The organism is Streptomyces sp. NPDC031474 (assembly GCF_055581185.1).
In genome coordinates, this window is sequence record NZ_JBVIJX010000011.1 from 281620 (window position 1) to 305828 (window position 24209).

Genomic DNA, 24209 nt, shown 5'->3' on the forward strand with positions numbered 1-24209 from the left:
GGCATCCGCGGCACAACCGAGAAAAACAAGGAGAACGGCCATGGCCGTCGTCACGATGCGGGAGCTGCTGGAGAGCGGCGTCCACTTCGGTCACCAGACCCGTCGCTGGAACCCGAAGATGAAGCGCTTCATCTTCACCGAGCGCAACGGCATCTACATCATCGACCTGCTCCAGTCGCTGTCGTACATCGACCGCGCCTACGAGTTCGTCAAGGAGACCGTCGCCCACGGCGGCACGGTCATGTTCGTCGGCACGAAGAAGCAGGCGCAGGAGGCCATCGCCGAGCAGGCCACCCGCGTCGGCATGCCCTACGTCAACCAGCGCTGGCTGGGCGGCATGCTCACCAACTTCTCCACCGTCTACAAGCGTCTGCAGCGCCTCAAGGAGCTCGAGCAGATCGACTTCGAGGACGTCGCCGCTTCGGGTCTGACCAAGAAGGAGCTCCTGGTCCTCTCGCGTGAGAAGGCCAAGCTCGAGAAGACCCTCGGTGGTATCCGCGAGATGTCCAAGGTGCCCAGCGCCGTCTGGATCGTGGACACCAAGAAGGAGCACATCGCGGTCGGCGAGGCCCGGAAGCTCAACATCCCGGTCGTCGCCATCCTCGACACCAACTGCGACCCCGACGAGGTCGACTACAAGATCCCGGGCAACGACGACGCGATCCGCTCCGTCACCCTGCTCACCCGCGTGATCGCCGACGCGGTCGCCGAGGGCCTCATCTCCCGCTCCCGTGTCGCCACCGGTGACAAGGGCGAGAAGGCCGCGGGCGAGCCGCTGGCCGAGTGGGAGCGCGACCTGCTCGAGGGCGAGAAGAAGGCCGACACCGAGGCCGCCGAGAAGCCGGCCGAGGCCGCTGCCGAGGCTCCGGCCGCTGAGGCCGAGGCCCCCGCTGCCGAGGCGCCCGCTGCCGAGGCCCCCGCCGCTGAGGCGCCCGCTGCCGAGGCTCCCGCCGCTGAGGCCGCCCCCGCCGAGGCTCCGGCCGCCGAGGGCGAGCAGGCCTGATTCAGGCCGTAGGCCGTGCGGTCGCCGTCGCGCCCGTACGGTCGTAGGGACGAAGTGACGGCGGGGGGCGTCCAGTACGCCGCCCGCCGTTCACCCACAGCCCCCAGATCTTCGTAGATCTTCGAGACTTCGAACTCCGAGAGAGATTCACAGATCATGGCGAACTACACCGCCGCCGACGTCAAGAAGCTCCGTGAGCTCACCGGCGCCGGCATGATGGACTGCAAGAAGGCGCTGGACGAGGCCGAGGGCAACGTCGAGAAGGCCGTCGAGGCGCTCCGCATCAAGGGCCAGAAGGGCGTCGCCAAGCGCGAGGGCCGCTCCGCCGAGAACGGCGCCGTGGTCTCCGTCATCGCCGACGACAACTCCTCCGGTGTCCTCGTCGAGCTGAAGTGCGAGACGGACTTCGTCGCCAAGGGCGAGAAGTTCCAGGCCGTCGCGGGCCAGATCGCGCAGCACGTCGCCGCGACCTCCCCGGCCGACCTCGACGCCCTGCTCGCCTCCGAGATCGAGGCCGGCAAGACCGTCCAGGCGTTCGTGGACGAGGCCAACGCCAACCTCGGCGAGAAGATCGTCCTGGACCGCTTCGCGCTGTTCGCCGACGGCTTCGTGACCGCCTACATGCACCGCACGATGCCCGACCTGCCCCCGCAGATCGGTGTCCTCGTCGAGCTGGACAAGCCGAACGCCGACGTCGCCAAGGGCATCGCCCAGCACATCGCCGCCTTCGCGCCGAAGTACCTCTCCAAGGAGGACGTGCCGGCCGACGTCGTCGAGTCCGAGCGCCGCGTCGCCGAGGAGACCACCCGCGCCGAGGGCAAGCCCGAGGCCGCCCTGCCGAAGATCGTCGAGGGTCGCCTCAACGGCTTCTTCAAGGACGCCACGCTGCTCGGCCAGCCGTACGCGCTCGACAACAAGAAGTCCGTCCAGAAGATCCTGGACGAGGCCGGTGTCACCCTGAAGCGCTTCACGCGCATCAAGGTCGGCATCTGAGTCCGTGCCGCGATCGGCGCGTCGGCCCGATAGGGTCGGGTGCAGTCGTCCGGTACGCCGTCACGCGGGCGCGTGACGGACGACAGCAGATCTGACGAGGAGGCCATTGCCGCGCATGGGATGCGAACGACACCCCGCCGGCAATGGCCTCCTCGTATGTGCGACCCGTCAAAGAAGCGAGAACGTCATGACCACCAAGGCCCAGAAGAGCGACGACGGCAAAGTGAGCGGCCGGTTTCTGCTGAAGCTGTCCGGAGAGGCCTTCGCCGGTGGCGGCGGCCTGGGTGTGGACCCCGACGTGGTGCACAAGATCGCCCGCGAGATCGCAGCCGTCGTCCGGGACGGCGCCGAGATCGCGGTCGTCATCGGTGGCGGCAACTTCTTCCGCGGCGCCGAACTGCAGGTACGCGGCATGGACCGCGCACGCTCCGACTACATGGGCATGCTCGGCACGGTCATGAACTGCCTCGCCCTCCAGGACTTCCTGGAGAAGGAGGGCATCGACAGCAGGGTGCAGACCGCCATCACCATGGGCCAGGTCGCCGAGCCGTACATCCCGCTGCGCGCCGTGCGCCACCTGGAGAAGGGCCGCGTGGTCATCTTCGGCGCCGGTATGGGCATGCCGTACTTCTCCACCGACACCACCGCCGCCCAGCGCGCCCTGGAGATCGACGCCGAGGCGCTGCTGATGGGCAAGAACGGCGTGGACGGCGTCTACGACTCCGACCCGAAGACCAACCCGGCGGCCGTCAAGTTCGACGCCCTCGGCTACGGGGACGTCATCACCCGCGACCTGAAGGTCGCCGACGCCACCGCGGTCACGCTGTGCCGCGACAACAAGCTCCCGATCCTCGTCTTCGAGCTTCTGGCCGAGGGCAATATCGCTCGCGCCGTCAAGGGTGAGAAGATCGGCACGCTGGTGGGTGAGCAGGGCAGCCGGGCCTGACCGAAAACCCCCGGTCCACGACCGGTAGGACTCTTCGGTCCCTCTCCGGTCCGCACGACAACACCTGACCGGGGGACGGACCCGGGTCGGGGGATGGACAATGTTCTGCCGGTCGGGAACCGTGCAGGAAGAAGACGCGACGCAGCCGGCCGCCGCCACCGACAGGGAACCGCAGCCGGGCCTACTCAAGACACGCAGGAGCAAGTGGTGATCGAAGAGACCCTCCTCGAGGCCGAGGAGAAGATGGAGAAGGCCGTCGTGGTCGCCAAGGAGGACTTCGCCGCGATCCGCACCGGCCGTGCGCACCCGGCGATGTTCAACAAGATCGTGGCCGACTACTACGGCGCGCCGACGCCGATCAACCAGCTGGCTTCGTTCTCCGTGCCGGAGCCGCGCATGGCGGTCGTGACCCCGTTCGACAAGAGCGCGCTGCGCAACATCGAGCAGGCGATCCGCGACTCCGACCTGGGCGTCAACCCGAGCAACGACGGCAACATCATCCGGGTGGTGTTCCCCGAGCTCACCGAGGAGCGCCGCCGCGACTACATCAAGGTCGCCAAGGGCAAGGGCGAGGACGCCAAGGTGTCCATCCGCGCGGTCCGCCGCAAGGCCAAGGACGCGATCGACAAGCTCATCAAGGACGGCGAGGTCGGCGAGGACGAGGGCCGTCGTGCGGAGAAGGAGCTCGACGACACCACCGCGAAGTACGTCACTCAGGTGGACGAGCTCCTGAAGCACAAGGAATCGGAGCTGCTCGAGGTCTGATGAACGACTCTTCCTGGGGCTCACCGCCACACACCGGGTCGCGGGCCGGGTACTGGGGGCCCGTCGACCAGGGGCCTGTCCAGGGCGCTGCCCCGGCGGGTTCCGCGTACGATGCGCCTGAGGCGCAGCAGACTCGCCCCATGCCCGTCGTCCCCGACGTATCCACACACGGCGGTCACCAGGATGACGACCGGGGGGCCGCTCGGCTGGGCGGCCCCTTGTTCCGAGACGAGACCTACGGCGGCGCCCACGCCGGCGCCGCCCATGGTGACGACACCCCGTCGGCACGGCCCCCTGCGGCAGTGCCGCAGAATCCGGAGCCCATGCCCGACGCCCCTCACCCGGCGCCCGCACCGAAGAAGAGTGCGGGCCGAGACCTGGGCGCGGCCATAGGGGTCGGGGTCGGGCTCGGTGTGGTGATCGTCGCGTCGCTGTTCGTCGTCAAGGCCGTGTTCGTCGGGGTGATAGCGGTCGCCGTCGTCGTGGGTCTGTGGGAGCTGACCAGCAGACTGCAGGAGCGCAAGGGCATCAAGGCGCCGCTCGTGCCGCTCGCGGTCGGCGGCGCGGCGATGGTCGTCGCCGGCTACGTCCGGGGGCCCGAGGGCGCCTGGGTCGCCATGGCCCTCACCGCGCTCGCCGTGCTGGTCTGGCGGATGACGGAACCGCCCGAGGGCTACCTCAAGGACGTCACGGCCGGCGTCTTCGCCGCGTTCTACGTCCCGTTCCTGGCCACCTTCGTCGCCCTGATGCTCACCGCCGACGACGGGGCGTTCCGCGTCATGACGTTCCTGCTGCTGACGGTCGTCAGCGACACGGGCGCGTACGCCGTCGGCTGGCGCTTCGGCAGGACCAAGCTCGCCCCGCGCATCAGCCCCGGCAAGACCCGCGAGGGTCTGCTCGGCGCGGTGTCGTTCGCGATGGTCGCCGGCGCGCTGCTCATGCAGTTCGTGATCGACGACGGGACCTGGTGGCAGGGTCTGCTGCTCGGCTTCGCCGTCGCGGCCAGCGCCACGCTCGGCGACCTCGGCGAGTCCATGATCAAGCGGGACCTGGGCATCAAGGACATGGGCACACTGCTCCCGGGCCACGGCGGCATCATGGACCGGCTGGACTCGCTGCTGCCCACGGCTCCGGTCGTATGGCTGCTGCTCGTGCTGTTCGTGGGTTCCGGCTGATTCAGACTGATCCGGGCTGATCCGGGCTGATCCGGGCTGATCCGGGCTGATCCGGGCTGATCCGGGCTGATCCAGGCTGATTCCGGCTGACCCGGCGCGTTCTTCGGCTTGTGCGGGCCCCCGTCCTGACCTCAGGGCGGGGGCCCACTGCCGTGGCCGCGGGGGCGGTCGAGTGGGACGATTTCTGGTGAGGGCCCTCAGGGGGGATTTCCCTGGAAGGGGGCGGGCTTCATGTCCGACTTCCGTGATTCGATCGACGTCGACCGCAGCCCCGAGGACGTCTGGGCGTATGTCATCGACCCGTCCCATCTGCCCGAGTGGCAGCAGAGCGCCGTCTCGGCGGAGCCGCTCGACCCCGGGCCGCTGGGAGTGGGCTCCCGGCTGCGGATCACCCGTCACGTCGGCCGCCGGGACGTGCCGATGACCATGGAGTACACCGAGTACGACCCACCGCGCGCCTGGGGTCTGCAGGGCGTCGACGGCCCCATCCGCGGCCATGTCCACGGCGAGATCACTCCGCTCGACGACGGCCGCCGCTCCCGGGTCACCATGGAGCTCGACTTCGAGGGCAAGGGCGTCGGCAGGGTCCTCGTGCCCCTCGTCGTCCGCCACCAGGTCCGCAAGGAGCTCCCGCACAACGAACAGCTGCTGAAGGACCGGCTGGAGCACGGGATGGCGTAGCCCCGCCGCGATCAATGGAACTCCCGGCTGTGTGTCCCCCTCTCACTGTGTGAAGGGGGACACACATGAAGTCGATGACTCGGTACGCATCCGTCGCCGTGGTGCTTGCCTTCTGCTGCCTGCCGCTGACCGCCTGCGGTACGCAGCACGCCGGGGAGCGAACGGCTGTCACATCCGGACCGGGATCGTCCGCGACGGACGAAACGAGCGACGACGGCCAAGGCAGCCTTCCGGACGAGACCAGCGACGACCAGGGCAGTCTTCCGGACGAGACCACCGACGACGGCCAGAGCAGTCTTCCCGACGAGACCAGCGACGACCAGGGCAGCCTGCCCGACACCACCAGCGACGACCAGGGCGGTCTTCCGGACGAGACCAGCGACGACCAGGACACCGACGACCCTGCGAGCGGTCCGCACCGCTGGTTCCCGATGCTCCGCGAATTCCGTGCCTACCTCACGACGGACGCCCCGAAAGCGGATGCCTCCCTCGCCTCCCACGTGACGAGCGTCCACATCCGGGTGCCCGCGGACAGCGCCCGCAGCGTGGCCGTGGTCCGGGTCGACTTCGGGGTGGGAGAGCAGGAGAGCGCGGACCGCACCGCGAAGGTGTTCGGCGACTGGCGGCGCGCCCGGTACGGCGATCACGGCCACGTGGAGGTCCTCGGCCCGGCGAAGACCACCGCCGAACGGAACTGGTAGCCGCCCCGCACCCGGATCCGGGCGGCCCGGGCCACCCGATTCGATCTGCGACACTGGTATGGCCATGCCTAAGCCCGGAGAACTCACTTTCGTCGCCCCCCGCGGAGCCAAGAAGCCGCCGCGGCACCTCGCCGACCTCTCGCCCGCCGAGCGGAAGGAGGTCGTGGCGGAGATCGGTGAGAAGCCGTTCCGTGCCAAGCAGTTGTCGCAGCACTACTTCGCGCGCTACGCGCACGACCCGGCGGAGTGGACGGACATCCCCGCCGGTGCGCGCGAGAAGCTGCGGGAGGCGCTGCTGCCGGACCTGATGTCGGTCGTCCGGCATCTGTCGACGGACCAGGGGACCACGCGCAAGACCCTGTGGCGGCTGTTCGACGGCACGCTCGTGGAGTCGGTGCTGATGCGCTACCCGGACCGGGTGACCATGTGCATCAGCTCGCAGGCGGGGTGTGGGATGAACTGCCCGTTCTGCGCCACCGGGCAGGCGGGGCTCGACCGGAATCTGTCCACCGCCGAGATCGTGCACCAGATCGTCGACGGGATGCGGGCGCTGCGGGACGGGGACGTGCCCGGGGGGCCGGCCCGGCTGTCCAACATCGTCTTCATGGGGATGGGTGAGCCGCTCGCCAACTACAAGCGGGTCGTCGGCGCCATCCGCGCGCTCACCGACCCGGCGCCGGACGGGCTCGGGATTTCGCAGCGGGGCATCACCGTGTCGACGGTCGGGCTGGTGCCCGCCATCCACCGGTTCTCCGACGAGGGCTTCAAGTGCCGGCTCGCGATCTCCCTGCACGCGCCCGACGACGAGCTGCGCGACACCCTCGTCCCCGTGAACACGCGGTGGAAGGTGCGGGAGGTGCTGGACGCCGGGTTCGAGTACACCGAGCGCTCTGGGCGTCGGCTGTCCATCGAGTACGCGCTGATCCGCGACATCAACGACCAGGCCTGGCGCGGTGACCGGCTCGGGCGGCTGCTGCGCGGCAAGCCCGTGCACGTCAACCTCATCCCGCTGAACCCGACCCCGGGCTCGAAGTGGACGGCCTCCCGGCCGGAGGACGAGAAGGCGTTCGTCGAGGCGATCGCCGCGCACGGCGTCCCGGTGACCGTCCGGGACACCCGTGGTCAGGAGATCGACGGGGCGTGCGGTCAGCTCGCGGCCACCGAGCGGTAGTCTTTAGGCCGTACACATATCTTCATATTCCGACAGGGGAGCGCCACAGCGCTGAGAGTGCGGCATCCAGGCCCGCAGACCCTCTGAACCTCGCCCAGGTCATTCTGGGTAGGAAGTTCGGTCATCACTCGAGCTGTTGCGCCCTGCCCGGCGTCCGTTCCGTGCGGACCCGGGCAGGGCCGCGTCTCTTCCTGGTCACCCCCAGGAGGAAGTCCAGTGCAGAACAAGACCATCGTGGCCGTGGCCGTCGGGCTCGGCCTGCTCACGCTGTCCGCGTGCGGGTCGACGGACGGCGGCGGGGGAGCGACGGAGTCCAAGACCGTGACCCTCGTCAGCCACGACTCGTGGGCCGTCTCCAAGAGCGTGCTCGCCGACTTCGAGAAGCAGTCTGGCTACAAGGTGAAGGTCCTCAAGGACGGCGACGCCGGGCAGGCCGTCAACAAGGCCATCCTCACCAAGGACAACCCGCAGGGCGACGTCTTCTTCGGAGTCGACAACACTCTCCTGTCCCGCGCCCTCGACAACGGGCTGTTCCAGCCGTACGAGGCGAAGGGGCTCGCCCAGGTCGACGCCCGCTTCCAGCTGGACGCCGACAAACACCGGGTCACGCCCGTCGACTACGGCGACATCTGCGTCAACTACGACAAGAAGTACTTCGCCGAGCACAAGCTGAACCCGCCCGCCTCCTTCGACGACCTGGTGAAGCCCGCCTACAAGAACCTCCTCGTCACCGAGAACGCCTCCACCTCCTCGCCCGGCCTCGGCTTCCTGCTCGGCTCGGCCGCGAAGTACGGCGACGAAGGCTGGGAGGGCTACTGGAAGAAGCTCAAGGCGAACGGTGTGAAGGTCGTCGACGGCTGGGAGCAGGCCTACAACGAGGAGTTCTCCGGTTCGGCCGGTGGCAGGAAGGCGGGAGCGGACCGGCCGCTCGTCGTGTCGTACGCCTCCTCGCCGCCCGCCGAGGTGATCTTCGGCGATCCGAAGCCGACCACCGCTCCGACGGGCGTCGCGACCGGCACCTGCTTCCGCCAGGTCGAGTTCGCGGGGCTGCTGGACAACGCGGCCAACGGCAAGGGCGGCAAGGCGCTGATCGACTTCCTGATCAGCAAGAAGTTCCAGGAGGACATGCCGCTCAACATGTTCGTCTACCCGGTGGTGAAGGGCGCGGCCGTGCCCGCCGAGTTCACCCGGTACGGTCCCGCCGCCAAGGACCCCGAGACCATGGACCCGGCGAAGATCGCCGACCGCCGCGACCAGTGGGTCAAGTCATGGACCTCGCTCGTACTGAAGTAGCCCTGGAGAAGGGGCCCCCGGGGAAGCGCGCTCCCGGGAAGCGCGCCCCCGGGAAGGGCGCCAAGGGGAGCGCGGCGGCGCGGCTCGGTCTGATGACCGTGCCCGTCGCGTTCTTCGCGGTCTTCTTCGCCTACCCGGTCGCCGCGATCGTCGCGCGCGGCCTGAAGACGGACGGAGGCTGGCAGTTCGGGCGGTTGTGGGACGTGCTCGCGCAGTCCGACATCCGGCATGTGCTGTGGTTCACCACCTGGCAGGCGCTCGCGTCCACCGCGCTCACGCTCCTGGTCGCGCTGCCGGGCGCGTATGTGTTCGCGCGGCTGGACTTTCCGGGCAAGCAGGTGCTGCGAGCCGTCGTCACCGTCCCGTTCGTGCTGCCGACGGTCGTCGTCGGCACGGCGTTCCTCGCGCTCGTCGGGCGCGGCGGACTGCTCGACGAGCTGTGGGGCGTACGGCTGGACACCACCGTGTGGGCGATCCTGCTCGCGCATGTCTTCTTCAACTACGCGGTCGTCGTACGGACCGTGGGCGGGCTGTGGGCGCAACTCGACCCGCGGCAGGAGGAGGCGGCGCGGATGCTGGGCGCGTCCCGGCTGCGGGCCTGGCGCACGGTCACGCTGCCGGCCCTCGGGCCCGCTGTCGCCGCCGCCGCACTGATGGTCTTCCTCTTCACCTTCACCTCCTTCGGTGTGGTGCAGATCCTCGGCGGCCCCACCTTCTCCACCCTCGAGGTGGAGATCTACCGGCAGACCTCCGAGATCTTCGATCTGTCGACGGCCGCCGTCCTCACGATCGTCCAGTTCGTGGCCGTCGGCGCGATCCTCGCCGTGCACGCCGCCGCCGTACGACGGCGGGAGACCGCGCTGCGGCTCGTGGACGCCTCCGTGACGGCGCGCCGGCCGCGTGGGGCCGGGCAACGGGCGCTGCTGGCCGGGGTGCTCGCCACGATCGCCGTGCTGCTGGTGCTGCCGCTGGCGGTGCTGGTGCAGCGCTCGCTCGACGCGCCCGACTTCGCCTACTACCGGGCGCTGACCAGCGACGACGGCAATGTCTTCCTGGTCCCCCCGATCGAGGCGATCGGCAACTCCCTGCAGTACGCCGTCGCCGCGACCGCCATCGCGGTGCTGATCGGCGGGCTGGCTGCCGCGGCCCTCACCCGCCGGGACGCCGGGCGGCTGGTCCGTGGCTTCGACGCGCTGCTGATGCTGCCGCTCGGCGTCTCCGCCGTGACCGTCGGCTTCGGGTTCCTGATCGCGCTGGACGAGCCTCCGCTGGACCTGCGCGGTACGTGGATCCTGGTGCCGCTGGCGCAGGCGCTGGTCGGCGTGCCCTTCGTCGTACGGACCATGCTGCCGGTGCTGCGGGCGGTGGACCAGCGGCTGCGGGAGGCGGCGGCCGTGCTCGGGGCGTCGCCGTGGCGGGTGTGGCGGGAGGTGGACCTGCCGATGGTGCGACGGGCGCTGCTGGTCGCGGCCGGGTTCGCCTTCGCGGTGTCGCTGGGGGAGTTCGGGGCGACCGTGTTCATCGCACGGCCCGACAACCCGACGCTGCCGGTCGCCGTGGCACGGCTGCTCGGGCGGGCCGGTGAGCTCAACTACGGCCAGGCGATGGCCCTTTCGACGATTCTGATGATCGTGTGCGCGGTGGCCCTGCTGGTGCTGGAGCGGCTGCGGACCGACCGGACGGGGGAGTTCTGATGCGGCTGCTCGAACTGGAGCGTGCCACCGTGCGGTTCGGCGGACGGGCGGTGCTGGACGCCGTCGATCTCGCCGTCGCCGAGCATGAGGTGGTGTGTGTGCTCGGGCCCAGCGGCAGCGGCAAGTCGACGTTGCTGCGGGGGGTGGCCGGACTGCAACCCCTGGACTCCGGGCGGGTGCTGCTCGACGGACGCGACCAGGCGGGCGTGCCCGCGCACCGGCGGGAGCTCGGGCTGATGTTCCAGGACCATCAGCTGTTCCCGCAGCGGGACGTGGGCGGCAATGTGGCCTTCGGGCTGCGGATGCGGGCGGCCTCCCGGCAGGAACAGGCCGACCGGGTGAAGGAGTTGCTCGACCTCGTGGGGCTGCCCGGCGCCGCTCGGCGGGCGGTCGCCGCGCTGTCCGGCGGGGAGCAGCAGCGGGTCGCGCTGGCCCGGGCGCTCGCGCCCCGGCCCCGGCTGCTGATGCTGGACGAGCCGCTCGGCCAGCTCGACCGGTCGCTGCGGGAGCGGCTGGTCGTCGAACTGAGGGAACTCTTCGGCCGGTTGGGGACCACGGTCCTCGCGGTGACGCACGACCAGGGCGAGGCGTTCGCGCTCGCCGACCGGGTCGTGGTGATGCGGGACGGGCGGATCGCCCAGTCCGGTACGCCTCTTGAGGTGTGGCAGCGTCCGGCGGATACGTTCGTGGCCCGCTTCCTCGGCTTCGACAACGTGGTGGAGGCGACCGTCGCCGGGGAGGTCGCGGTCACGCCGTGGGGCAAGGTGCCGGTGCCGGCCGGGTCCGGGCAGGGGGCGCGCACGCTGCTCGTCCGGCCCGCCGGGGTGCGCCTGGTGGGTGCGGAGGAGGGCCTGCGCTGCACGGTCGCCGCCCGCACCTTCCGGGGCACCCATGTCGCCGTGCACCTCCAGCCGGAGGGCGCACCGAGGCTGGAGGCGGCGTGCGCGCTGCGGGACGCGCCGGAGGTCGGGGGCGCCGTGGGGGTGTCCTTCGACTCGGCCGAAATCGTCGTGCTGGACTGACCGGCCGACCCCTAGGGTGTTACGTATGACCCTTCTCGCACATGACCGCTACTGCGACGAAATCGCCCACCAGGTCGGCCTGTTGAGGGCCGTGGTGACCTCCGGGGCGGACCTCTCGGCCACCGTGCCGACCTGCCCCGACTGGTCGCTGGAGCAACTCGTGCGGCATATGGGCGGCGCCCTGCGCTGGGTGGACGCGCTGGTGCGGACACGGGCGCAGGAGGAGATCCCGGCGGAGTCGGTGCCGCTGTGCGGCGGTCCGGAAGGCGAGGGCGACCCGGCCGCGCTGGACGCCTGGCTCGCCGAGACCGGCGAGCTGGTCGTCGACGCGTTGCGGGAGGCCGGTCCCGACGCGAAGGTGTGGGGCTGGGCCGGGACGCTCGACTCCGGCTTCTGGGCGCGCCGGATGACCCACGAGATCACCGTGCACCGCGCGGACGCCGCCCTCGCCGCCGCACTGCCCTACGAGGTCGCGCCCGACGTGGCAGCCGACGCGCTGGACGAGTGGCTGCAACTCGTGGAGTGGGTGCAGCGGAACATGCCGCAGGCGGTGGACGACGAACTGCTCGTCCCGGGCCGCAGCATCCACCTGCACGCCACCGACACGACTGCTGACCTGAACGCCGAGTGGCTGATCGAGCTCACCGAGCGCGGGATCGTCTGGCGTCGCGGTCACGAGAAGGCGACGGTGGCCCTGCGCGGCCCGCTCACCTCCGTGCTGCTCGCCTTCTACCGCCGACTGCCCCTGGACAGCCCGGGGTTGGAGGTGCTCGGCGAGCGCGAGGTGCTGGAGCTCTGGCTGGAGAAGGCGAAGTTCGGCTGAGGGAGCCGGGCGCGGGCGGGCCGGCGGCCGAACATGCGGGTGGCCCGCCCCGGCGAAGGGACGGGCCACACAACGCGTGCTGTTCGTCGTGCGGGTCAGCGGTTGCTGGACCCACGGCGACGCATGCCGAAGAACACCGCGCCACCGCCGACGGCGACCAGTGCGGCCGCTATGCCGACGATCAGACCGGTGTTGGAGTTGGCGCCGGTCTCGGCGAGGTTGGACTCCTGGACGGCGGCCGACGGGGCGTTGCTCGCGGAGGGCGCGGGCGCGGCGCTGTCACTCGCCGAGTCGGACGGGCTCGGGCCGGCGGTGTCGGCCGGCGGCGAAGCGGTGTCCGACGGGGTCGAGGACGGAGTGCCGGAGGGGGTGCCGGACGGGGTGGTCGACGGCGTGGAGGTGTCGTCGGCCTTGCAGGCCTTGGCCGGGACGGACAGGTTCGGCGTGATGTCGGCGTTGACCTCCTTGCCGTTCTTGGGGGTGGCCTCGATGTGGACGCGGTAGACCGCACCCGGCTGCCAGTCCTCGGCGAAGGTGATGTCCGTGCCCTTGGCGGAGCCGGCCACGGTCTGGGCGGTGCCGACCTGCCGGACGTCGGCGTTGTTGTTCTCGAGGAAGACGGTGACCTTGGCCTCGACGCCGGTGGCGTCCTTGTCGGTCACGGTGATGACGCCCTTGGCGCCGTCACAGCCGGCGGCGGCGGAGAAGTCGCCGATCTTGCAGGCCATTGCGTTGCCCGCTGCGCTGAACGCGAGGGCGGCGGCGGCGGTGGTGACACCGAGCATGCGCACCGAACGGGCGGCGGTACGGCGGGAAAGGGACACGTTTGTCCTTTACGGGATGCGCAACTGCGGGGGGTGGAGGGGGAGATGGCGCCCCCGGTGAGCCGAGTGCGTCACCATCCCCAGCAGGCTCACAGGTCTATAAGCGTTTCATAAGCAGTGTCAATGCGGGGACGCTTCTGAGCGGCCGACTTTGCCCGCTTATTAAGCATCGAGACGTTTCAACGCCTCCGGCGCCTCCTCGATCCGGTCAACGAGGGCGATACGGGACTCCATCGACCGCTCCCGGGCGAGTGACCGCAAGAGCGGCCAGGCGGGCAGGCGTTCGGTCCAGTGCTCCCGGTTCACGAGCACCATCGGCGTCGGCTCGCCCCGCGACCCGTAGTAGTTGGGCGTCGCGTTGTCGAAGATCTCCTGGACGGTCCCGGCGGCGCCCGGCAAAAACACCACTCCGGCGTTGCAGCGGGCCAGCAGGCCGTCCTCGCGGGTGGCGTTGGAGAAGTACTTGGCGAGGTGCGCGGCGAAGGGGTTGGGCGGCTCGTGGCCGTAGAACCAGGTGGGGATGCCCACCGAGGGGCCGCCGCCGGGCCAGTTGGCGCGCACCTCGAAGGCGGCTCGCGCCCATTCGGTGATCGAGGGGGTGAACTTCGGCGCCTTGGCGAGGAGTCGCAGCGCGTCGGTCAGCATCTCGCCGTCGAAGGGGGCGGCGTACGCGCCGAGGTTCGCGGCCTCCATCGCGCCGGGGCCGCCGCCGGTCGCCACCGTGAGCCCGGTGCGGGCGAGTTCACGGCCGAGGCGGGCGGCGCCGGCGTACTCCTATGTGCCGCGCGCCATGGCGTGACCACCCATGACTCCCACCACCCGGGCGCCGACGAGGAGTTCGTCGAGCGCGTCCGAGACGGCGTCGTCGTGGATCGAGCGGAGCATCGAGCCGAATATGTCGCCGTCTGCCTTGGTCCGCTGGAACCAGGCGTACGTACGGGCGTCCGGGGTCGCCTCGTAGCCCTCGTCGAGGGACTCGAACAACTCGTCCGGCGTGTAGACGAAGCCGCGGTACGGGTCGAAGGACAGGCCCGGTACGGGCGGGAAGACCAGGGCGCCGGAGGCGCGGGACTTCGCGGCCGCCTCCGGGGCCATGGGGCAGCCGAGGAAGACGGCGCCAGAGGTGTCCAGGGCGAGCAGGGTGTCTGTACGGTCCGTCAGATCGACGGCTTGGACGCGGAAATGGGAGAGCGTGCCGTGAGTCCGGGTGACCTCGTCGAACTCGGCGAGGGACTCGATCTCACGGTCGTGGGAACCGTCGAACGGCTGGGCGGGTGTCGTCGGATGCACCCGCCCATGCTAGGCACTGCCGTGCGGCGGACCGGCCGGTTCCGGCATCGGCGCCGGTACCGGCCCGGGCATCGGCTTCGGTCAGCCCTGGACGGCCGACGGGTCCATCCAGATGACCTCCCAGGTGTGGCCGTCGAGGTCGTCGAAGGAGCGGCCGTACATGAAGCCCATGTCCTGCGTCCGACCGCTGGGCGAGCCGCCGAGGGCGAGCGCCTTGTCGACCAGTTCGTCGACCTTCTCGCGGCTCTGGGCGCTCAGGGCGATCAGGACCTCGCTGCTCTTCGTGGAGTCCGCGATCTCCTTGTCGGTGAAGGTCGAGTAGAACGGCTTGGTGAGGAGCATCGCGATGATCGTGTCGCTGATCACCACCGAGGCCGCCTTGTCGTCGCTGAACTGCGGGTTGATCGTGTAGCCGAGCTCCGTGAAGAACTTCTTCGAGGCGTCGAGGTCGCTCACGGGCAGGTTCACGAAGATCATCTGCTGGTAGGCCGGGGCGGTCATCTGGTCTCTCCCATCGGGTGGTGTGCTGTACGGCGGGGTAGACCGGGGGGTCGCGCGGAACTCATCGGTGAGCCGAGATCTTTTTTGGCGATGATCCGCCGAGGGTCGGTCAAGGGTCCGGCGGCGGGGCTCAGCCGGTCAGGGGGAGCGACGCGAGTTCGGCCACGACCAGGGTGAGCGGGACGAACAGGGCGAGGAGGGCGCCGGTGCGCAGGGCGGCGGCGCTGCGCAGCGTCTTGGCCGGGGCGCCCAGGCGGAGGAGGGCGGCGGTGGTGTCGGCGCGGGCCTGCCTCGCCTCCACGGCCGCCGTCAGCAGCGTGGCGACGGTGCAGCCCGCCACGACCAGCGCGCCCAGGGTGCTGAGCGGGCCGAAGGACGCGTCGGCCGGGTCGTACAGCGCGGCCATCGTGTACGCGCCGGAGGCCACCGCGCAGACCACGCCCAGCGGACGGCCGATGCGGGACGCCTCCTGCATCAGGCCGCGGCCGGCGAGGAGGCGGAGGGCGCCGGGGCGGGCCGACTGGAGCAGACGGCCGCAGAGAAGGGTGAGGCCGGGGCCGGCCAGGGCGAGGCCGACGGCGGTCAGGGTCCAGCCGAGGAGGACCGCGGCGGGGCCGGTGGGGAGGCCGCCGGGGAGGGGGAAGGTGCTCGGGTTCGCCGAGCGGTTCGCGTACGCCTCCACGGCCAGGCCGGCGGCGAGGACGGCTGCGCCCCAGGGGAGGGCGGTGGGGTTGGGGGGTGCGGTGAGGGCGGGGGGCGCGGTGAGGCCGGGGAGGTGGTCCGGCGTTTCCTGAGTGTCGCCGGTCGCTGCTGGTGCTGGTGCTGGTGCGGGTGCCGGTGCCGGGGGGTTGGCCGTGCCGTCCGGCGTTTGCGGGGTGCTGTCCTGCGTGGGCCGGGAGCCGCCCGAGGCGGTACGACTGCCCGCGGGCTGCGCCTGGAGGCGTGCGCCGAACCTGCCGTACTCGCCGAATCTCTCCCCTGTGCCCCTCCTTCCGTTCGCCCCGAAGCGGCCCAGCATTCTTGGGGTCGCCGGCGCTGCCACCCGGGTGTCTCTCGGGCGCAGTGTCCATGCGACGGCCAGGGACGAGGTGACCGGTACCAGGGAGAGCAGGGTCAGGGCTGCCGGGAGGGGGAGGGGCTGGTTCGCGGCCAGGAAGTCCCGTGCGGCTCCGTCGAACGGCATGCCGGTGAGGTCGCCGCGCAGGTGGAGGAAGAGGAGGAGGGCCAGCATCGAGCCGAGAAGGGTGGACAGGGCTGTCGTCGTCGCCGAGACGGCCATCAGACGGGTCGGGCCCAGGCCGATCGCCGCCAGGCCGGGGCGGGGGCGGGTGCCGGGGTCGGTGCGGGCGACGGCGAGGGCGAAGTAGACCGTCGCCGTCAGGGGAACCGTGCACCAGGCGAGGCGGAGCAGGGAGGTGGCCGAAGGCTCGGGGTGGGCGAGGGCCTGGCCGAGGGTGCTGAGCAGGAGGAAGCCGGTGCCCGCGGAGGCCGTCGCCACCAGGAGGCGGCGCAGCTGCACCGCGGGGTGGGCGCTGCGGGTCAGACGGAGAGCGAGCACGCGGCCCCCCGGCCTTCCTGCTCCGTGACCGGCGGCAGATGGACCGTCTTCACCCGGCGCCCGTCCAGCAGCGGCACCGTGCGGTCGGCGAGGGCCGCGGTCTCCGGATCGTGGGTGGCCAGCACCACGGTGATGCCGTGGGAGCGGGCCGCCGTCGTCAGGGTGCGCAGGACATGGGCCCGGTCCGCGCGGTGCAGGGGGGCCGTCGGCTCGTCCGCGAACAGAACGGAGGGCGCGGGGGCCAGGGCGCGGGTGATGCAGACGCGCTGGCGCTCGGCCTGGGTGAGTTCCAGCGGGCGGCTGTGGGACTTGTCGCCGATGTCGAGGCGCTCCAGCCACTCCAGGGCGGCGACCTTGGCCCGGCGGCGGCTGGTGCCGCGCAGCATCAGGGGGAGGGCCGCGTTCTCCCAGACGTTGAGTTCGGGGACGAGGACCGGCACCGGGTCGATCCAGCCGAAGCGGTCGCGGCGCAGCCGCTCGCGGGCCATCGGACCCATCGTGTGCACGGCGACGCTGTTGAACCAGACCTCGCCGCGCTGGGCGGGCACCAGGCCGGACAGACAGTGCAGCAGGGTCGTCTTGCCGCTGCCGCGCGGGCCGCTGACGGCGAGGATCTCGCCCTCCCGTACCTCCAGCGAGACCCCGCCGAGGCCGGGTGAGCCGTCGCGGTGCGTGAAGTGCAGGGAGCGTGCCCAGAGCACGTCGTTGTCCGGCGGGGCCTCCATGGGCGTACACCTCGGTTCAGATCTGTGGTTCCCGTGCCAATCCCCCGTGCGGGGGAACGAAGGCAGGGCCGATCGGTCACTGGCACGCTAAGGAGGCGAGAGCGGGCATCCGGACAGCACGCGGCCCCGGGTCGCCGTTTCTCACTCCGACGGCGGACACCGGGGCCGGTGTTGATCAGCTGATCAGGCTGACGTCACAGCTTCGTCCACGCCTCCGTCAGCGTGGCGCGCAGGATCTGCTCGATCTCGTCGAACGTCTCCTGGTTGGAGATCAGCGGCGGGGCGAGCTGGACGACCGGGTCGCCGCGGTCGTCGGCACGGCAGTACAGGCCGTTGTCGAACAGGGCCTTGGACAGGAAGCCGTACAGGACGCGCTCGGTCTCCTCCTCGTTGAAGGACTCCTTCGTCGCCTTGTCCTTGACCAGCTCGATGCCGTAGAAGAAGCCGTTGCCGCGGACGTCGCCGACGATCGGCAGGTCGTGCAGCTTCTCCAGCGTCGCGCGGAACGCGCCCTCGTTGTCCAGCACATGCTGGTTCAGGCCCTCGCGCTCGAACAGGTCGAGGTTGGCGAGGCCGACCGCCGCGGAGACCGGGTGGCCGCCGAAGGTGTAGCCGTGCAGGAAGACGTTGTCCTCCTTGTAGAACGGCTCGGCCAGCCGGTCGCTGACGATGCAGGCGCCGATGGGGGAGTAGCCCGAGGTCATGCCCTTGGCGCAGGTGATCATGTCCGGGACGTAGCCGAACTTGTCGCAGGCGAACATCGTGCCGAGGCGGCCGAAGGCGCAGATGACCTCGTCGGAGACGAGCAGCACGTCGTACTGGTCGCAGATCTCGCGGACCCGCTGGAAGTAGCCGGGCGGGGGCGGGAAGCAGCCGCCCGCGTTCTGGACGGGCTCCAGGAAGACGGCCGCGACCGTCTCCGGGCCCTCGAAGAGGATCTGCTGCTCGATCTGGTCGGCGGCCCAGCGGCCGAAGGCCTCCGGGTCGTCGCCGAAGATCGGGGCGCGGTAGATGTTGGTGTTCGGGACCTTGTGCGCGCCCGGGACGAGCGGCTCGAAGGGGGCCTTCAGGGCCGGCAGGCCGGTGATGGACAGGGCGCCCTGCGGGGTGCCGTGGTAGGCGACCGCGCGGGAGATGACCTTGTACTTGGTGGGCTTGCCGGTGAGCTTGAAGTACTGCTTGGCGAGCTTCCAGGCGGTCTCGACGGCCTCGCCGCCGCCGGTGGTGAAGAAGACCTTGTTGAGGTCGCCGGGCGCGTGGTGGGCGAGACGCTCCGCCAGCTCCACGGCCTTGGGGTGGGCGTAGGACCACACCGGGAAGAACGCGAGCTCCTGCGCCTGCTTGAAGGCGGTCTCGGCCAGCTCGGTGCGACCGTGACCGGCCTGGACCACGAACAGACCCGCGAGACCGTCGAGGTAGCGCCTGCCCCTGTCGTCGTAGATGTAGGTGCCCTCGCCCCGGACGATCGTCGGGACCGGGGAGTTCTCGTACGAGGACATGCGGGTGAAGTGCATCCACAGGTGGTCGTACGCGGTGCGGCTGAGGTCCTTGGTGCTCACGGTTATCGGGTCCTCACGGTTATCGGGTTCCCCACATGTAGGTCTGCTTCTTCAGCTTCAGATAGACGAAGCTCTCGGTGGAGCGCACACCGGGCAGGGCACGGATGCGTTTGTTGATGACGTCCAGCAGATGGTCGTCGTCCTCGCAGACGATCTCGGCGAGGATGTCGAACGAGCCCGCCGTCATCACCACGTACTCGACTTCCGGCATGTCGGTCAGCGCATCCGCGATGGACTCGACGTCGCCCTCGACGTTGATCCCGACCATCGCCTGCCGGCGGAAGCCCACGGTGAGCGGGTCCGTGACGGCGACGATCTGCATCACGCCCTGGTCGAGCAGCTTCTGGACGCGCTGACGCACCGCCGCCTCGGAGAGGCCGACGGCCTTGCCGATCGCGGCGTACGGCCGGCGGCCGTCCTCCTGGAGCTGCTCGATGATGGCGAGGCTGACGGCATCGAGGTGAGGGGTGCTGCCGTTCCTGGACTCGCGGGAGTCCCTGTGCTCTGCGCTTCGACTGGCCACGGCCTCACTGTGCACGACGTCTCGACAGTTCCGCAAGGCCGATGCGATGAAATTCGTTGTTTACGTGAGCGAGATCTGCGGATTCCGCAGTCGACGCGGCGGCGGGGGTGTTGAAAACGTGGGCGGGCGGATTAGGGTGGGTGTCTCAGTCCATGGACACCCCCAGCAGTCAAGAAACCGACAGGAGGCCGGCAGTGAGCACCGAGCTGCGTCGTCTGCGCAACTACATCGACGGTGAGTTCCGCGACGCCGCCGACGGACGGACCACCGAGGTGGTCAACCCCGCGACGGGCGAGGCGTACGCGACCGCGCCGCTGTCCGGCCAGGCGGACGTCGACGCCGCGATGGCGGCCGCGGCCCAGGCCTTCCCGGGCTGGCGCGACACCACCCCGTCCGAGCGCCAGAAGGCCCTGCTGAAGATCGCGGACGCGTTCGAGGAGCGCGCCGAGGAACTCATCGCGGCCGAGGTGGAGAACACGGGCAAGCCGATCGGGCTCACGCGGTCCGAGGAGATCCCTCCGATGGTCGACCAGATCCGCTTCTTCGCGGGCGCGGCCCGGATGCTGGAGGGGCGCTCGGCCGGCGAGTACATGGACGGGATGACGTCGATCGTCCGCCGTGAGCCGGTCGGCGTCTGCGCGCAGGTCGCGCCGTGGAACTACCCGATGATGATGGCCGTGTGGAAGTTCGCCCCGGCGATCGCCGCGGGCAACACGGTGGTGCTCAAGCCGTCGGACACGACGCCCGCCTCCACCGTCCTGATCGCCGACATCGTCGGCTCGATCCTGCCCAAGGGCGTCTTCAACGTCGTCACCGGCGACCGTGACACCGGCCGGCTGATGGTCGAGCACCCGACCCCGGCGATGGCCTCCATCACCGGCTCGGTCCGCGCCGGCATGTCCGTCGCCGAGTCCGCGGCCAAGGACGTCAAGCGCGTCCACCTGGAGCTGGGCGGCAAGGCGCCGGTCGTCGTCTTCGAGGACACCGACATCGCCAAGGCCGTCGAGGACATCTCCGTGGCGGGCTACTTCAACGCCGGCCAGGACTGTACGGCGGCCACCCGCGTCCTCGTCCAGGAGTCGATCCACGACGAGTTCGTCGCCGCGCTCGCCAAGGCCGCGTCGGAGACGAAGACCGGGCAGCCGGACGACGAGGACGTGCTCTACGGCCCGCTGAACAACCCCAACCAGCTCAAGCAGGTCTCCGGCTTCATCGAGCGGCTGCCCGCCCACGCCAAGGTCGAGGCGGGCGGTCAGCGGGTCGGCGACAAGGGCTACTTCTACGCCGCGACCGTCGTGTCCGGGCTGAAGCAGGACGACGAGATCATCCAGAACGAGGTCTTCGGACCGGTCATCACCGTCCAGTCCTTCACCGACGAGGACCAGGCGGTTCAGTGGGCCAACGGCGTCGAGTACGCCCTCGCCTCCTCCGTGTGGACCAAGGACCACGGGCGGGCGATGCGCATGTCCAAGAAGCTGGACTTCGGCTGCGTGTGGATCAACACCCACATCCCGCTGGTCGCCGAGATGCCCCACGGCGGCTTCAAGAAGTCCGGCTACGGCAAGGACCTGTCGGCCTACGGCTTCGACGACTACACGCGCATCAAGCACGTGATGACGTCCCTGGACGTGTAGGAGGCGGGCCAGCGCAGCGAGGGGCGGGCCACCGCAGCGAGGGGCGTGCCGCGCGCACGCCCCTCGCCTTTCGACGCTCCCTTCTGGGCCGATCGGCTCAGACGCGGCGCGCCTCGGCCACGAGGGCGGCCGCCGGTGGACGATCGGTGGACGATCGGTGCGGAGGCGGCCTCGGGACCGCCGTCCCCCGGCACCGTCCCAGCGCGCGAGAGGCCCGGCCATGAAACCGTTCGACGACGACACCCTCGGCGTCGCACCGACGGCGACGTGAGCGCCGCTCCACCCGGGGGCGCACCGGGCGACGGCCGTTACGGCGAAACCGTCTTCGGCCCCGAACGTGCGGGTGAGGGCGAGCGCATCGACTTCGGCGCCCTCGCCTACGACGACTTCACCATGACGCGGCTGCGGGCCCTCGGGGCCGGCCCGGGATGGCGGTGCCTCGACGTGGGCGCCGGTACGGGCACGGTCTCCCGCCGACTGCTGGACGAGGCCGGGGTGGCGAGCGTCCTCGCCGTGGACCGCGACGTACGTTTCCTCACCGAGCGGGCCGTGCCCGGGCTCGACGTGCTGAAGGCCGACATCACCGCCCCGCACTTCGCCCCCGGCCGGTTCCGGCTCGTTCACGCGCGCTTCGTGCTGATGCATCTGCCCGAGCACGGCCGTCTGATCACGCACCTCGCCGAACTCGTCGCGCCCGGCGGTGTGCTGGTGCTCAGCGACGCGGTCGACCTGACGAGCGAGGGGACGCCCGGCACGCCGTACACCGCGGTGATGCGGGCGATGTGGCAGGGGCTGGGGGCCGCCATCGGCACCGATGTCTCCTGGGTGCCGTCGTACCCGCACCTGCTGCGCGGGGCGGGGCTCGCGTCAGTCGCCGCCGAGATCCATGTGCCGCCGTTGCTGCCGGGCAGTCCCATCAGCCGTTTCTGGGCGGACACCTGGGAGCGGAGCAGAGCGGCGATCCTCGCCACCGGCCTGGTCGACGAGCCGGCCGTCGAGGAGGCGATCCGGTACCTGGACTCCGACGAATGCGCCGCGCTGTCGGCCGGCATGCTCACCGCCTGGGGAAGGAAGCCCGAGTAGGCCGCCTGGCGCCGATCCGCCTGCGCCCCTCTCCCGGCCGGGACCCCCGAATTTCCCGGCCGGGACCCCCGAAAGGGCTTTGCCATCTCTTTACAACCTGCTCCCGGGCTGCCTCGTCTCTTCGCTCGATCCGTCAACGGACCGATGAAAGAGAGCGATTCATGCGACTCATGCCCCGAACGGGCTTCGCCGCCCTGGCAGTTGCCGGCGCCGCCCTGCTGGTGGGCGCGGCCCCCGCACTCGCCGACGGCACGCCGACCCCCGTCCCCAGCGCCGCCACCCCGGCGGCGAGCGAGGCTCCGGCCGACCCCTCCACCGCCCCGAGCGCCGAGCCCGCGGCTAGCACGGCCCCGAGCGCCGTGCCGAGCCAGGTGAGCGTCGTGCCCAGGGGAGCGGCCGACACCGGTGTCGCGGAGCCCTCCGAGAGCCACACCGGAGTGATCGGCGGCAGCGCGGCCGCGGCGCTCGCGACGGCCGGCGCGGCCTTCTACGTCGTACGGCGCCGGAGGGCGACCGGCGCATGAGGGCGCTCTCCAGGCGCGCCCCGGCCCTGACGGCCCTGGCGGTGCTGCTGCTCACGGGCTGCGCCGGCCACGTGGCCGACGACGACCCGGCCGCCTCCGCCGACCCGGTCGCCACGACCGCCGCACGGACCCCGGGGGCGTCCTCGACCCCCTCCGGCCGGGCGGCGCGTCCCCTCGCCCGCTCGGCGCCGGTCGGGCTGCGGATTGCGGCCATCGGGGTCGACACCCGGGTCATGCGGCTGGGGCTGGCCGGCGACGGCAGCGTGCAGGTGCCTCCCGTCGAGAAACACGACCGGGCGGGATGGTACGAGCACTCGCCGACACCGGGGCAGACCGGACCGTCGGTGATCCTCGCCCATGTCACGGTCGGCCGGTACGGCGACGGAGTCTTCCGGCACCTCGACCGGCTGCACCGGGGCGACCGGATCGAGGCGCGCCTGGAGAACGGCACGACGGCCGCGTTCGCCGTCACCGAGGTACGGACCGTCGACAAGGCGCGGTTCCCGACCGACGAGGTCTACGGGAACGTGGACCGGCCCGAACTGCGTCTCATCACGTGCGGCGGGCCCCGTACCGGCGACGGATACCGCGACAACGTGATCGTCTTCGCCGCGCTGAGCACCGATTCCGGTGCCGCGTCGAGTTCCGCGGGAGAACGTTGAAACGGTCACGCGCGAGCGAGAGGGCGGCGTCCGAGCTGTTCGCCGCCCTCTACCCACGCCTCGCCGGCTGGTGCCGCCGTCTCGTCGACGACGACGAGACGGCGCACGAGATCGCCTCGGAGGCGTTCACCCGGCTCTGGGCCCGCTGGACGAGCGTGGCCGAGCCCCAGGGCTTCCTCTTCGTCACCGCTGCCAACCTGGTCCGCGACCACTGGCGCAAGCTCGAACGGGAGCGCCGGGCCATGCGCCGGGCCACCTTCGAGGCCGCCGTCGCCCCGCCCGCCGAACCGGCCGACCCGTCGGTGCGGCTGCTCGTGCAGTCGCTGCCCGACCGGCTGCGCGTCCCGATCCTGCTGCACTACTACGCTGACATGCCGATCAGGGAGGTGTCCGTGCTGACCGGGCGCAAGGAAGGAACCGTCAAGGCAGACCTGCACGCGGCCCGCGAACTGCTCCGCGCCCACCTGAGGAGAAGCCTTGATCACACCCGCTGACGACTTCGACGACGGCCCGGACCTCGACCCCGACGACCCGCTCACCGTCATCCTGCGCCCCACCCCCGGCCACCTCGGCCCGCCGCCCGGCCGGTACGAGGAGATCCGTCGCGGCGCGGCCCGCCGCCGGGTGCTGCGCGCTGCGGCAGGCGTCGGCGCGACCTGCGCCGTCGCCGCGCTCGCCGTCCTGCTCCCGCTGCGCCTGACCGCGTCCGACACGCCCGCCCGCCCGACGGTCCCGCTCGCCCCGCCCCCGATGAGCAGCCCCCCGACGGCGCCCACGCCATCAGCCTCCGTGCAGTCGTCGTCCATGCCCTCGCCGCCCACGCCCTCGCCGTCCGCCGTGCCCGGCACCGAGCGCCCTACGCAGGGGGCCGCCACCCCCGCCCCGGGCCCCCTGCCCTCGACTGCCCCCGTCGGCACCGCTGTCCCGGATACCGCTGACACCCCCGTGGGCCGGCCGAGCCCGTCCGTGCAGCAGGCGACCCCGTCCGACCCGAGCACGCCGTCACTCTCGCCGTGAAAGGGGCTCCGGCTGTGGCGGTGGTGGCGCCGACGGTGGTGG

Annotated in this window: 24 protein-coding genes and 1 pseudogene; 18 read left to right on the forward strand and 7 right to left on the reverse strand. The window is 71.0% G+C overall.

What is annotated here, in order from left to right; all coding sequences use genetic code 11:
* The first annotated feature begins 40 nt into the window (after positions 1-40).
* From rpsB to ACZ5SK_RS24865, 12 genes are all read left to right on the forward strand, one after another.
* Complete coding sequence (gene rpsB / locus ACZ5SK_RS24810) at positions 41-1003, forward strand: 30S ribosomal protein S2 (protein WP_468157257.1); 963 nt, start codon at positions 41-43, stop codon at positions 1001-1003.
* Between the two features lie 156 nt (positions 1004-1159).
* Positions 1160-1996, forward strand: a complete 837-nt coding sequence (gene tsf / locus ACZ5SK_RS24815) for a translation elongation factor Ts (protein WP_334576878.1) — start codon at positions 1160-1162, stop codon at positions 1994-1996.
* Positions 1997-2183: 187 nt separating this feature from the next.
* The gene (gene pyrH, locus ACZ5SK_RS24820) at positions 2184-2942 is read left to right on the forward strand and encodes a UMP kinase (protein WP_079659215.1); all 759 of its coding nucleotides are present in this window, start codon (positions 2184-2186) and stop codon (positions 2940-2942) included.
* A 207-nt stretch (positions 2943-3149) separates the two neighbouring features.
* Positions 3150-3707, forward strand: coding sequence for a ribosome recycling factor (gene frr, locus ACZ5SK_RS24825; protein ID WP_334576873.1), 558 nt, complete (start codon positions 3150-3152; stop codon positions 3705-3707).
* Entirely contained in the window at positions 3707-4882 is a 1176-nt protein-coding gene (locus ACZ5SK_RS24830) for a phosphatidate cytidylyltransferase (RefSeq protein WP_361705075.1), read from the forward strand. Before frr ends, ACZ5SK_RS24830 begins: the two co-directional genes overlap by 1 nt.
* Positions 4883-5113: 231 nt before the next feature.
* Positions 5114-5563 (forward strand): SRPBCC family protein, encoded by a 450-nt coding sequence (locus ACZ5SK_RS24835; RefSeq protein WP_334576871.1) that lies wholly within the window; start codon positions 5114-5116, stop codon positions 5561-5563.
* Positions 5564-5628: 65 nt separating this feature from the next.
* A complete protein-coding gene (locus ACZ5SK_RS24840) occupies positions 5629-6264 on the forward strand; it encodes a hypothetical protein (RefSeq protein WP_334576869.1) in 636 nt (211 codons plus the stop codon).
* 64 nt (positions 6265-6328) lie between these two features.
* On the forward strand, positions 6329-7435 hold the full coding sequence (rlmN, locus tag ACZ5SK_RS24845; RefSeq protein ID WP_020128683.1) for a dual-specificity RNA methyltransferase RlmN: 1107 nt from the start codon (positions 6329-6331) through the stop codon (positions 7433-7435).
* Positions 7436-7651: 216 nt separating this feature from the next.
* A complete protein-coding gene (locus ACZ5SK_RS24850) occupies positions 7652-8728 on the forward strand; it encodes a thiamine ABC transporter substrate-binding protein (RefSeq protein ID WP_334576866.1) in 1077 nt (358 codons plus the stop codon).
* Positions 8704-10422, forward strand: coding sequence for an ABC transporter permease (locus ACZ5SK_RS24855; protein WP_457494172.1), 1719 nt, complete (start codon positions 8704-8706; stop codon positions 10420-10422). The genes ACZ5SK_RS24850 and ACZ5SK_RS24855 overlap by 25 nt, the downstream gene beginning before the upstream one ends.
* Positions 10422-11444 carry an ABC transporter ATP-binding protein gene (locus ACZ5SK_RS24860; RefSeq protein ID WP_468157248.1) on the forward strand — a complete coding sequence of 341 codons (1023 nt, stop codon included), beginning with the start codon at positions 10422-10424 and terminating at the stop codon, positions 11442-11444. Before ACZ5SK_RS24855 ends, ACZ5SK_RS24860 begins: the two co-directional genes overlap by 1 nt.
* A gap of 25 nt (positions 11445-11469) precedes the next feature.
* The gene (locus ACZ5SK_RS24865; protein ID WP_334576862.1) at positions 11470-12267 is read left to right on the forward strand and encodes a maleylpyruvate isomerase family mycothiol-dependent enzyme; all 798 of its coding nucleotides are present in this window, start codon (positions 11470-11472) and stop codon (positions 12265-12267) included.
* 95 nt (positions 12268-12362) lie between these two features.
* Here ACZ5SK_RS24865 and ACZ5SK_RS24870 read toward each other — a convergent pair whose 3' ends face one another.
* The 7 genes and pseudogenes from ACZ5SK_RS24870 to ACZ5SK_RS24900 form a co-directional block, all read right to left on the reverse strand.
* On the reverse strand, positions 12363-13091 hold the full coding sequence (locus tag ACZ5SK_RS24870; protein ID WP_334576860.1) for an LAETG motif-containing sortase-dependent surface protein: 729 nt from the start codon (positions 13089-13091) through the stop codon (positions 12363-12365).
* Between the two features lie 162 nt (positions 13092-13253).
* Positions 13254-14381: pseudogene (locus tag ACZ5SK_RS24875) on the reverse strand (LOG family protein).
* Between the two features lie 81 nt (positions 14382-14462).
* On the reverse strand, positions 14463-14882 hold the full coding sequence (locus ACZ5SK_RS24880) for a VOC family protein (protein ID WP_334576856.1): 420 nt from the start codon (positions 14880-14882) through the stop codon (positions 14463-14465).
* Positions 14883-15012: 130 nt separating this feature from the next.
* Entirely contained in the window at positions 15013-16440 is a 1428-nt protein-coding gene (locus ACZ5SK_RS24885) for a hypothetical protein (RefSeq protein WP_457494171.1), read from the reverse strand.
* Entirely contained in the window at positions 16422-17165 is a 744-nt protein-coding gene (locus tag ACZ5SK_RS24890) for an ABC transporter ATP-binding protein (protein WP_361705061.1), read from the reverse strand. The genes ACZ5SK_RS24885 and ACZ5SK_RS24890 overlap by 19 nt, the downstream gene beginning before the upstream one ends.
* Positions 17166-17359: 194 nt before the next feature.
* On the reverse strand, positions 17360-18724 hold the full coding sequence (locus ACZ5SK_RS24895) for an aspartate aminotransferase family protein (protein WP_334576850.1): 1365 nt from the start codon (positions 18722-18724) through the stop codon (positions 17360-17362).
* A 19-nt stretch (positions 18725-18743) separates the two neighbouring features.
* Positions 18744-19262: an Lrp/AsnC family transcriptional regulator gene (locus ACZ5SK_RS24900; RefSeq protein WP_334576849.1), complete on the reverse strand. Its 519-nt coding sequence runs from the start codon at positions 19260-19262 to the stop codon at positions 18744-18746.
* A gap of 179 nt (positions 19263-19441) precedes the next feature.
* Between ACZ5SK_RS24900 and ACZ5SK_RS24905 the strand changes: the two genes are divergently transcribed.
* The 6 genes from ACZ5SK_RS24905 to ACZ5SK_RS24930 all read left to right on the forward strand — a co-directional run bounded on the left by ACZ5SK_RS24905 (position 19442) and on the right by ACZ5SK_RS24930 (position 24167).
* Positions 19442-20881 (forward strand): gamma-aminobutyraldehyde dehydrogenase, encoded by a 1440-nt coding sequence (locus ACZ5SK_RS24905; protein WP_457494170.1) that lies wholly within the window; start codon positions 19442-19444, stop codon positions 20879-20881.
* Positions 20882-21148: 267 nt separating this feature from the next.
* The gene (locus tag ACZ5SK_RS24910; protein ID WP_334576846.1) at positions 21149-21964 is read left to right on the forward strand and encodes a class I SAM-dependent methyltransferase; all 816 of its coding nucleotides are present in this window, start codon (positions 21149-21151) and stop codon (positions 21962-21964) included.
* Positions 21965-22134: 170 nt separating this feature from the next.
* On the forward strand, positions 22135-22488 hold the full coding sequence (locus ACZ5SK_RS24915) for a sortase-dependent protein (protein ID WP_334581153.1): 354 nt from the start codon (positions 22135-22137) through the stop codon (positions 22486-22488).
* Positions 22485-23150, forward strand: a complete 666-nt coding sequence (locus ACZ5SK_RS24920; protein WP_468157242.1) for a class F sortase — start codon at positions 22485-22487, stop codon at positions 23148-23150. Before ACZ5SK_RS24915 ends, ACZ5SK_RS24920 begins: the two co-directional genes overlap by 4 nt.
* Positions 23147-23644, forward strand: coding sequence for an RNA polymerase sigma factor (locus ACZ5SK_RS24925; protein WP_361705054.1), 498 nt, complete (start codon positions 23147-23149; stop codon positions 23642-23644). The genes ACZ5SK_RS24920 and ACZ5SK_RS24925 overlap by 4 nt, the downstream gene beginning before the upstream one ends.
* On the forward strand, positions 23628-24167 hold the full coding sequence (locus ACZ5SK_RS24930; protein ID WP_457494167.1) for a hypothetical protein: 540 nt from the start codon (positions 23628-23630) through the stop codon (positions 24165-24167). The genes ACZ5SK_RS24925 and ACZ5SK_RS24930 overlap by 17 nt, the downstream gene beginning before the upstream one ends.
* The last annotated feature ends 42 nt before the right edge of the window (positions 24168-24209 follow it).